The organism is Bhargavaea massiliensis, from assembly GCF_050480245.1.
GTDB lineage: Bacteria > Bacillota > Bacilli > Bacillales > Anoxybacillaceae > Anoxybacillus.
In genome coordinates, this window is the sequence record NZ_JBCNEQ010000010.1 from 21,065 (window position 1) to 32,599 (window position 11,535).

Below are 11,535 nucleotides of genomic sequence, written 5' to 3' on the forward strand. Positions count from 1 at the left end.
TTATAACCCCTCCCTTTTTGCTTCTTCCCATATTTCATCTAATTGGTCTAACGAGTATTCGTTCCATTCTTTTCCTAACTGTTTCACTTTCTTTTCAATATATTGAAAGCGACGATAAAATTTTTCGTTTGCCATCGCTAACGCTTCTTCAGGATTGATCTTATAATATCGACATACATTAATAAGCGCAAATAGTAAATCCCCAAATTCCGCTTTTAGTTTCCGTTCATTCATGCGATTTGCTTCATGCTTTACTTCATTTATTTCTTCTTCAACTTTACTCCACATCGCTTCTACTTCCGACCAATCAAATCCAACTTCTGCTGCCTTTTTTTGATATTCGTATGCACGCAACGTACTTGGCAACGCTTTAACCACATCGTCAAGCAATGAATGTCGTACATTTTCCTTTTCCGCCTGTTTGATCGCTTGCCAGTTACGTACAACCTCTTCAGCGTGCTCAACGCGAACGTCGCCAAATACGTGTGGGTGACGACGAATCATTTTTTCTGTAATTGCTCGAATGACGTCATCAATTGAAAACATTCCGTCATCTTCACCGATTTGAGCGTGAAGCATCACTTGCAATAGTAAGTCCCCGAGCTCTTCAATCATATTTTCATCATCTTGTCGGTCAATTGCATCAAGAAGCTCATATGCTTCTTCAAGCAAATATTTTTTCAGCGATTCATGTGTTTGTTTGCGGTCCCATGGACAGCCGTTCGGTCCACGCAACGTCGCAATCACACGTCTTAACGTAGTAAAATCGTGATATAAAAGCTCCTCATTTTCTACTTTCGGCACATAAACGCTCGTTAAATTACTAACGTTCATCGCCCGATCAAGCTCATATAGTGGCACTTTTTCCACTCGTTCTTGCTTACTTCCTGCCGCATAAACGATAAATACCGGATAATCGTGCGGTAATTTTTCTAATAAGGCCAATTTTACATCGGAAGCGATAAATGAATCATATACTTGGCAAAAAATGATATGATTTCTTAATTGAATTTCGTCCGGTTGAAACGAAGTGGCATCAATGAATTGAAACCCTTCAATCGGATCGAGACGCACAGCGGTAAATAACGCATCAAGAAAACTTTGTCCTCCCTCTACGCGAACAGAAATATGATCTTGTTTTTCAAGCAATAGCTTTACTGTGCGCTCAGCAACAAGCGGATGTCCTGGCACAGCATATACGACATCCCCCTTTTTTACCTCTTCACATAAATAATCAACAATATGCTCATACACTTGTTCAAATTGATCATATTTTTCGTATACATCGTCAAACGATTGAAAATATATCCCTTCTTCCTGTAATTGCGCAACAACGGGATGATCTTTTGTTCGCAAAAAGAGGCGTTTCGCTTGTTTTAATGTGCGATACACACCTAATGACAGCTGGTCCATATCTCCTGCTCCAAGACCGACAATTGTGATTGTACCCATGACTACCCAGCCTTTCTTTGTTTTATATTTGTTAAATAACGCCCAAACGGAAGAGCAAGCAATTCTTTCTCAGCAAAAACCCCTTTTTTAACGACCATTATAATATAAACAAACGCTCCAATAAAAACGCCAACAACTGCTTGAAGCGACGAAAATAGACGATCTTGGTGAAATGGCAACTCGTTCATTAACATGACGTATCCAACTAAAATGACTGCCATCGTTGCAGCAGCTCGCATCGTTTGAATGATTACAACGAACGGAAGCAAAGGGCGTTCCATTTGTTTTTGTACATAAAAAAAGGCACTTGTACACATGACCGCATATGAAACAAATGTCGCCATCGCTGCTCCAACCGTATGCCATAAAGGAACGAGCCATATATTCAACACCCACTTTGTCATCATACCAATACATACGATGAAAAGTGGGCGAAATATATCGCCAAGCCCTTGCAAAATAGCAATAAACGTCAATGTTAGCGAAGTAAAAAGAATAGAAATGGATAAAATCGTCAGTTCAATCGCACCAACATGATCTTTAAATAACATGATATTCGCTTGTTTTAATATACAAACTAAACCAACTGCAGCTCCTAATCCAATAACGAATGCTATGCGAACAGCTGTATATATTCCTTCACGCTGCGCTTGTTCTCGCGACAACATCGGTACAAGCGCTAATGAAAAAGAAGTAGCTGCGACCGTTCCAAGTTGAATAAACGGTTGACCGCGATCATAAATCCCCTTCGCTGTTTTAGCTAGCTCATGCAAACCTGCTTGTTGCAATAAAGGTAAAAGGGAAAATGAATCGACGAGCTGAATCAAAATGAGCACCATATTTGCTAAACAAATCGTCACTCCGTGAATAGCTAAAAATAAAAGCACTTTTCTCTTTTCTTGTTTTGGAAGCAATAGCCGCGTAGGAATGTGAATTCGTTTTCGCAACATATACGCAACGAGCACAGCGAGCGCCGCAAGGCTTCCCATAAGCGACCCGAACATAGCGCCAGCCCCTGCCTCATAAACGGTAAATCCGTGATGAAGCAAAAGAAAAGAAAAAAATAAAATAGCTCCAACACGTATAAACTGCTCAACAACTTGCGAAACAGCCGTCGGGATCATCTCTCCCCTCCCTTGAAAATACCCACGAAAAACAGACGTAAACGGGAGGAGCAAAAAAGCAAATGAAATGGCGCGAATAAGCGAAGCTAACTGATGATCCCCCATGATTGTCGCAAGAAACGAAGCACCAAAATAAAGAATGGAAAACATTGCGATGCTGATAAACGATAAAAAATAAAAAGAAAGTCGCACGACAGCAAATTCATATGTTGGTTGCTTATTTTCAGCAATCAGCTTTGAAATGGCAACAGGGTAACCATATGTTGATAAAGCAAGGAAAATGCCATAAAACGGATATACTTGTTGATAAATATAAAATCCTATATCGCCCGCAATATTTTGATACGGAATACGGTAAAAAGCGCTTAATATTTTTGTGAATAAGGCTGCGATCGTCAATACAAATGCCCCGCGCAACCAATCTCTTCTTTCCATAATCTTTCACCTTTTCAATTGTATATCTTTATACATCAAAAAAAGGTAGCAGGATGCTACCTTTGATGCTACCTTTATTGTTCCATTTGACGAGCAAGGAAGCTCGCTGCTGTTTCTGCTGCTTTGTGTTCTACTTCGCCAATCGTTTTATCTTTTGAGAAAATGATAACGGCCCCGATCGGATCTCCTCCAGCAATAATTGGTGCAATCACATATGATTGCATATGTTCCTCATGGCCTTGCGCAAATGATACGCTTGTTTCTTCTGTGTGCAAAACGGACTGGCGATCTTCCATCACTTTTTCAACAAGTTCGCTTACGCTTTTATTTAAGTACTCTTTTTTCGATCCGCCTGCTACTGCAATAAATACATCGCGATCACAAATGAGGATAGGTTGTCCTAGACTATCAAACAGAGCCTCAGCGTACTCTTTTGCAAAGTCACCTAGTTCACTAATCGGCGAATACTTTTTCAAAATGACCTCGCCATCACGGTCAACAAATATTTCAAGCGGGTCTCCTTCACGGATGCGAAGTGTTCTGCGAATTTCTTTCGGAATTACTACCCGTCCTAAATCATCGATTCGTCGAACAATACCTGTTGCTTTCATCTATCGATGCCTCGCTTTCATCTAATTATTAAAAATGGCACTGGTGAAGGGATTGAATAATTCACCATTGTTGTGATTAGTATCCGTCACAAATAAAGTTATATACACAATGAAGGGGGATTTTTTTTAAAAGTGAGAATCCCCCATCTTCATCATCACCATTTCTTTATAAACGTTAAACATGAAGCAATCAATTATTTTTTAGCATATTTTAACCCTTTTAGCAACTCATAAACGATCATCAACCATTGTTGCGGCTTCATTCCTTTCGTATGAACGACAATTTTAAATCGATCGCCGTCCATGCCAAAACCAACATCCCTGCCGTACGGTTCTCCAAGCTTGAACAATTGACTAACATCAATTTGTTTTGTCGTTTCTTGCGAGAACAAAATGGTAATTTTTTGATTTGTTTGCTTAATGGACTGAACGAAATGTTGTTTTGCATATATTTTTATTTCTGCAATTTGGAATAAGTACGCTACTTCATCTGGATACTCGCCGAAACGATCTAACATTTCTTCTCGCAATTGTTCGAGCTCCTCTAACGAATCGAGCGCTCGGAATCGTTTATACATCTCAATTTTTTGCTGTTCATTTGAAATGTAGTGCTCTGGAATATACGCATCCACTTCTAAATCAATTTCCACTTCAAACGGTTTTTCTTGCTTCGTTCCTTTTCGTTCTTCAATCGCTTCTTTTAACATTTGAGAATAAAGCTCAAAACCAACGGAATCAATAAACCCGTGCTGTTGTGCTCCTAATAAGTTTCCAGCTCCCCGAATGGACAAGTCGCGCATCGCAATTTTAAAACCAGATCCAAGCTCTGTAAACTCTTTAATGGCTTGCAATCGTTTTTCCGCTACCTCATTTAACACTTTATCTTTTCGATACGTAAAGTACGCATACGCAATGCGATTGGAGCGTCCTACGCGCCCGCGCAACTGATATAGTTGTGAAAGACCCATCTTATCCGCATCATAAACGATTAACGTATTCACATTTGGAATGTCAACACCCGTTTCAATAATCGTCGTACTCACTAGTACATCATATTGACCTTCTAGAAACGCAAGCATGACCGCTTCAAGTTCATGTTCGGACATTCTTCCGTGTGCATATGTCACGCGAGCATCAGGTACGAGCGCCGAAATTTCTTCTGTCTTTCGATCAATATCTTCAACGCGATTATAAAGAAAAAACACTTGTCCTCCGCGCGCCATTTCGCGTTCAATCGCTTCTCGCACAATGATCGGGCTGTATTCCATCACATACGTTTGTACAGGGAAACGATTTTCCGGAGGTGTTTCGATGACGGACAAATCGCGGACACCGATAAGCGACATATGCAACGTGCGCGGGATCGGTGTAGCAGTTAACGTTAATACATCGATGTTTGTTTTTAGCTGTTTAATTTTTTCTTTATGAGCAACACCAAATCGTTGTTCCTCGTCAATAATTAATAAACCTAAATCTTTAAATGATACGTCTTTAGATAAAAGCCGATGCGTTCCGATAACCATATCAATCGTGCCGTCTTTTAACCCTTGAATCGTTTCCGCCTGTTGTTTTTTTGTACGGAAACGGCTCAATAAACCAACGTTAATCGGATAACCTTGGAAGCGTTCACGAACTGTTTCGTAATGTTGTTGTGCTAAAATCGTCGTCGGTACGAGAAAGGCAACTTGTTTTCCGTCCATAATGGCTTTAAACGCTGCACGCAAAGCTACCTCTGTTTTCCCGTAGCCCACATCGCCACATAATAGTCGATCCATCGGCCGTTCACTTTCCATATCTCGCTTAATTTCACGAATCGAGCGAAGTTGATCTTCCGTTTCTTGATATGGAAATGCCGCTTCAAATTCTCGTTGCATCTCATTATCTGGTGAAAACGCATACCCTTTACTCGCTTCTCGTTCCGCATATAGCTTCATTAGATCTTCGGCAATATCTTGAACAGAAGATTCTACTTTCTTTTTCACTTTCTTCCATTCTGTTCCGCCAAGTTTATAAATTTTCGGCTCTTTTCCTTCTGAACCGACATATTTTTGGACGAGATCCATTTGGTCGATTGGAACGTATAACGTATCATTCCCTTGATATTGAATATGAATGTAATCTTTATGAATTCCGTTAATTTCTAACGTTTCAATCCCTAAATATTTTCCGATCCCGTGATTCACATGAACAACGTAGTCGCCAACTTTTAGGTCGGTATAACTTTTAATACGTTCGGCATTTGATAGTTTTTGACGCCGTATCGGGCGTTTGATCCGCTTTTTAAATAGTTCTTCCTCTGTGATCACGGCGATCTTTTGCATCGGTAATTCAAATCCTGCAGCTAATCCAGAAGGAACAATTTGACATTTTCCATGTAACAGCGTATCGTCTTTCCCGATTTGAATCGCATCAATCTCATAATCTTCCAACGTCTGTTTCAGTTTTTTCGCCCGTTCTTCGTCGCCTGCTAACAAAACAACCGCATAATTTCCTTTCTGCCAACGCCCTACTTCTCCTTTTAATAACTGCATTTGACTATAAAACACTTGCATTTGCTTGCAAGATACATTAACGATATTTTGCGGATGTGTATATGGAATATGACGTAAAAATAAAGACAAATAAATAGTTGACTTCATGCGTTTTTGTAACACTTCTGGAAACGCATGAGAAATCGATACATTTTGTACAATTTTCCCTTCTTCTAATAAGTTCGTATACCATTCTGCCTCTTCTTGCTCAAGTTCTTCGGCTACTTCTTGAATGCGGCTCATTTCGTCAATGACGACAACCCCATTTTCAGGAATGTAATCTAGTAAACTTGCAGCGGAAGGGTAAAAGAGCGAAACATACTTGTACATTTCTTCAATAGATTTTCCGTTTTTCAACTGCTCTAATTCGAATGACACATGTTCATATAAACGATTTTTCGTTTTTTCATCATGAATATGCTGCAACGTGTCATGAAAATACGCTTCTAACTTTTGAATAGCTTCATTCATATGTTGTTGCTCAACAATCAGTTCCGTTGCCGGTCCGATTAATATTTCGTCCATTTCAGCAACTGAACGTTGATCATCAACAGAAAACGTCCGAATCGACTCGATCTCAACATCAAACAATTCGATACGATAAGGGAGTTCTGCGGTGAGCGGATAAATATCAATAATGCCCCCACGTACGCTAAATTCTCCCGGAGTCGAAACAACAGATACACGTTCATATCCCATGGCAACAAACTGTTTCAAACAATGTTCAACATCCATTTGCTCACCAACACGAAAATGAAGTTGATAACGTTGCCATACATCTTTTGGCGGAAGTAATCGCCGCAACGCAGCAATAGGGGCGATGACAATTCCTTTTTTACGTTCACACCAATAGTTCAATACTTCTAAACGTTGTGCTCGCAATTCAGGACTAGCTACAGCTAATTCAGCTGCAATTAATTCATTGACGGGATAAAGAAATACTTCCTCCTCATCCACTAACTGAATCAAGTCGTCATATATTTTTTGCGCTTGAAATAAATTATGCGTCACGATGCATAAAGGTCGCCCGGTATCCTCATATAAAGAAGAAATAAAGACAGAACGTGCTGAACCGGACAGTCCTGTGACAAGCTGTTCCTTTAGTCCGTTGCGAATTCCTTCTGCAACCGATTGCATCTCTGCATGATTCATAAAATATTGTCGTAAACCTCGCAAAAAACTCCCTCCTCTCTTCAAACATAAATGCAAAAACGCTTTGGGAATCCCAAAGCCAACTACTGAATAAACTTTTCATATTGATGAAAATCAGGATTTCGATCTAATGCTTCTTGGCAATCTTCACAAATCGCCTTCACACAAATTTCTCCTGTCGGAAGATATTGAATCATATCTAATCTTTCTTCTTCCGTTAATTGATGAAAGCCTAATTGCTCACTTTCTAACGCAAGCGCATCAAGCGTTCCAATTTTCACACCGCAATGTCTGCAATAATAGTGTAATGCCATATCATATCCCTCCTAAATGGTTGTTTTAATCGAATACATTTTGAACCATTTAGTCGGGAATTATTCATTGCTTATTGAATTCATTCATCACTTGAGCAAACGGAACGTGTAACGATCGCTCGCATGCATCTGCTGCCTTTTTAATCGCTTGTTCGATTTCTATTCTTTCTTCAGCTGTAAATCGACTTAACACATAGTCGCTTACTTTCATCCCTTGTTTCGGTCGATCGATGCCAATGCGAATGCGTTTAAATTGTTCTGTTTTCAAATGATGAATAAGCGATTTCATTCCATTATGCCCACCGGCACTTCCTTTCGGGCGCAAGCGAACCGTTCCTGCCGGCAAATCTAAATCGTCATAAATGACAATGATTTCATCTTGATGAATGTCATAATAATCCATTAACGGTCGAACACATTCGCCCGATAAGTTCATATATGTAAGCGGTTTGCATAATATGACCTTTTCACCTGAAATGATACCACTTGCAAACAAGCCTTGAAACTTTGTTTGATTGAGCGTAAGTCCCCAGCGATGAGCAAGCTCGTCAATGACCATAAAGCCTACATTATGCCTCGTTTGTTCATACTCTTTTCCTGGATTTCCTAAACCAACAAACAGTTTTGCCATTTCCCCTGCTCCTTCTCTCCATACTGCAAAAGACGTAACCAATGATGGCTACGTCCGTCACGGCGTTGTTTCACGTCCTTCTTCCGATTCTGGTCTTCCCGGCTCTTGTTCTTCACCGCTATGAATTTCTTCTTCTTGCTTTGGTGGCAAAATCGACGCGATGACTTCTGTCGGGTCATGATTGATTTCATAAGCACCATTCGTTTGAATATGTGAAACGGTAATAACATCGCCTACTTGCAAATTGGTTATATCAATATCAATGGACGGCGGAATATTTGACGGTAACGCTCGAATGGACAATTGGTGCATCGCTTGTTGCAACACGCCGCCATCTTTCACACCAGCTGCTTCACCAATAAGGTGAATCGGAACGTGAATGTCAACCTCCGTCTTTGCATCAACAGCTAAAAAGTCGATATGAATTATATCATGGCGAATGGGATGTTTTTGTATATCACGAACGATGATGCGAACATGATCGTCATTTATTTTGGCGTCGAGAAGCCCTATCCCACCAGTAGTTCGCAATTGTTTCAAAAACTCAGCCGCATCAACAAAAACAGGCTGGTTGTTCATCTCTCTTCCGTACACAATTGCCGGGATACGGCCTTGTTTTCGCATTTGTTTGACATAAGAACGTCCCTGATCTGTACGCAAGTGAAGTTGTAACAATGAAATCACCTTCCTATTTTAGAATCGCTCATAGCTTCCCCTAAAATAGGAAGGTCTAAACGTCATTAATCAAACAACGCGCTAATCGATTGTTCTTCATGTACGCGAATAATCGCTTCACCGATGAGCGGAGCAACAGATAGCTCTACAATTTTGCTCGTTTTCTTTTCTTCAGGAATAGCGATCGTATTCGTTACAACAAGCTCTTTAATTTTCGAGTTTTGGATTCGTTCAATCGCTGGACCTGATAAAACTGGGTGCGTACAACATGCATACACTTCTTTCGCCCCATGCTCAGCTAACGCGTTTGCTGCTAAAGTGATCGTTCCAGCTGTATCAATAATATCGTCCACTAAAATCGTTGTCTTTCCTTGTACATTACCGATAATGTTCATCACTTCTGCGACATTTGGCTTTGGACGTCGTTTATCAATAATAGCAATCGGCGCCTTGAGACGATCTGCCATTTTGCGCGCCCGCGTCACACCGCCATGGTCTGGAGAAACAATGACAATATCATCAAGCTGTTTTTCTTTAAAATAATCTGCTAAAATCGGCACGCCCATTAAATGATCGATTGGAATGTCAAAAAATCCTTGAATTTGCGGTGCGTGTAAATCAAGCGTAATCACGCGAGTAGCACCAGCTGTCTCTAATAAATTAGCAACCAATTTCGCAGTAATCGGTTCACGAGAACGCGCTTTACGATCTTGACGAGCATATCCATAGTACGGCATAACGATGTTAATTGTTTTTGCAGATGCCCGCTTTAATGCGTCAATCATAATAAGCAATTCCATCACATGTTCATTTACAGGCGCGCTTGTTGATTGAATAACATAAACATTACAACCGCGAATGCTTTCTTCAATATTAATTTGAATTTCTCCATCGCTAAAGCGGGAAACGGAACACTTCCCTAACTCCACACCAATCACTTTTGCGATTTCTTGAGCTAAAATCGGATTGGAATTTAACGAAAATAACTTTAAATTAGAGTTCAAATACTGAGACATGGGTAAATAAACCTCCATTAGGATTTTTTCTTCGCTTGTAAACGTTCAACATAATTTTCTTTATTTGTTTGTCGAGCACGAGCAATGGCTAAAGCTTGGCTCGGTACATCGTCGGTAATTGTTGAGCCAGCCGCTACATATGCCCCACTTCCTACAACAACAGGAGCAATCAAGTTAGAATTACAGCCGATAAACGCACCGTCTTCAATTTTTGTCACATATTTATTTACGCCGTCGTAATTTACCGTAATCGTACCGCAACCAATGTTGACATCTGCACCTACCTCAGCATCCCCGATGTAGCTTAAGTGCGATGCTTTACTACCGTTACCAAATGTCGCTTTTTTAATTTCGACAAAGTTTCCAATTCTCACATCATCACCAATTTTACATAATGGACGAATGTGAGCAAACGGTCCGACCGTTACGTCCTTCCCTACTTCACTATCGTGTACAACAGAATGACGAATCGATGTATTGTCACCAATACGACTGTTTTTAATTTCGCTATTCGGTCCGATGATGCAATTTTCACCGATCACCGTATGACCTTCAATCCATGTCCCAGGATAAATGACCGTATCCTGTCCAATTTGCACATCAGGTGCTATATACGTATGCTCAGGATCGATGATTGTCACACCATTTGCCATATGTTGACGATGAATGCGCGCACGCATTATTTTTTCTGCTTGTGCAAGCGCAATGCGGTCATTGACACCTAGCGTTTCTTCAAACATCGGAGTTTCATATGCTGAAATGATTTCCCCTTGTTTTTTCAAAATTTCAATGACATCAGGCAAATAATATTCACCTTGCGCATTATCATTTGATACTTTCGTAAGCGCTTCAAATAGCGCACGATTGTCAAAACAATACGTGCCTGTATTAATTTCTCGAATCAGTCGTTCTTCTTCTGTTGCATCTTTATGTTCTACAATTTTTTCAACATGTCCATCCTTACTGCGCACGATACGACCATATCCCGTTGGATCTTCTGCAAGGGCGGTTAAAATCGTTGCTTTCGCTTTCGTTTGTAAATGATGTTGTAAAAGCGCTTCCATCGTTTCTGAGGTGATCAATGGCGTATCTCCACAAACGACAAGAGTCACGCCATCCTCATGGGCCAAATGGGGTGCTGCTTGCATCACAGCATGCGCCGTTCCAAGCTGTTGTTCTTGAATGACGTACTCGCTTTGATTGCCAAGTTGTTCTTTTACTCGTTCTGCTCCAAAACCAACAACGGTAATTAATCGATCCACATGCAATTTAGAAATCGCGTCAACTACATGTTGTACCATCGGCTTTCCACAGACAGGGTGCAACACTTTATACAGTTTTGAACGCATACGCGTCCCCTGTCCAGCCGCTAAAATGATCGCATATCGTTTCATCGTAAGGCCTCCATACCTCTCTTTATCCATATTGAATATATATCAATTATGTATGTATTTCAAGGAAACATTGTCATCTGCCAAAAAAATTCATCATTTTCATCCTACTTCGCGCAGGAGACTCCCACTTCAACGACCAAAGGGAGTAAGTGGGAGAGGAATGCGCGTTCCCCCTTTCTTTTGTGTATGATATAATAAGG

9 protein-coding genes are annotated in these 11,535 nt (G+C 40.4%); all 9 read right to left on the reverse strand.

The annotated features are described in order from the left end of the window. Complete coding sequence (gene yabN / locus ABEV15_RS03040) at positions 1-1,452, reverse strand: bifunctional methyltransferase/pyrophosphohydrolase YabN (protein WP_498852325.1); 1,452 nt, start codon at positions 1,450-1,452, stop codon at positions 1-3. Positions 1,453-1,454: 2 nt separating this feature from the next. Then, positions 1,455-3,011, reverse strand: a complete 1,557-nt coding sequence (locus ABEV15_RS03045; protein WP_498852326.1) for a putative polysaccharide biosynthesis protein — start codon at positions 3,009-3,011, stop codon at positions 1,455-1,457. 74 nt (positions 3,012-3,085) lie between these two features. Further along, positions 3,086-3,622, reverse strand: coding sequence for a stage V sporulation protein T (gene spoVT / locus ABEV15_RS03050; RefSeq protein WP_429630422.1), 537 nt, complete (start codon positions 3,620-3,622; stop codon positions 3,086-3,088). Between the two features lie 194 nt (positions 3,623-3,816). Then, the gene (gene mfd / locus ABEV15_RS03055) at positions 3,817-7,329 is read right to left on the reverse strand and encodes a transcription-repair coupling factor (protein ID WP_498852327.1); all 3,513 of its coding nucleotides are present in this window, start codon (positions 7,327-7,329) and stop codon (positions 3,817-3,819) included. 59 nt (positions 7,330-7,388) lie between these two features. Continuing rightward, entirely contained in the window at positions 7,389-7,619 is a 231-nt protein-coding gene (gene fin, locus ABEV15_RS03060; protein WP_429630418.1) for an anti-sigma-F factor Fin, read from the reverse strand. 64 nt (positions 7,620-7,683) lie between these two features. Next, positions 7,684-8,250, reverse strand: a complete 567-nt coding sequence (pth, locus tag ABEV15_RS03065) for an aminoacyl-tRNA hydrolase (RefSeq protein WP_498852328.1) — start codon at positions 8,248-8,250, stop codon at positions 7,684-7,686. 57 nt (positions 8,251-8,307) lie between these two features. Continuing rightward, on the reverse strand, positions 8,308-8,934 hold the full coding sequence (locus tag ABEV15_RS03070; protein WP_498852329.1) for a 50S ribosomal protein L25/general stress protein Ctc: 627 nt from the start codon (positions 8,932-8,934) through the stop codon (positions 8,308-8,310). A gap of 56 nt (positions 8,935-8,990) precedes the next feature. Continuing rightward, on the reverse strand, positions 8,991-9,941 hold the full coding sequence (locus ABEV15_RS03075; RefSeq protein WP_429630412.1) for a ribose-phosphate diphosphokinase: 951 nt from the start codon (positions 9,939-9,941) through the stop codon (positions 8,991-8,993). Positions 9,942-9,958: 17 nt separating this feature from the next. Further along, the gene (gene glmU / locus ABEV15_RS03080; protein ID WP_498852330.1) at positions 9,959-11,335 is read right to left on the reverse strand and encodes a bifunctional UDP-N-acetylglucosamine diphosphorylase/glucosamine-1-phosphate N-acetyltransferase GlmU; all 1,377 of its coding nucleotides are present in this window, start codon (positions 11,333-11,335) and stop codon (positions 9,959-9,961) included. Between the last annotated feature and the right edge of the window lie 200 nt (positions 11,336-11,535).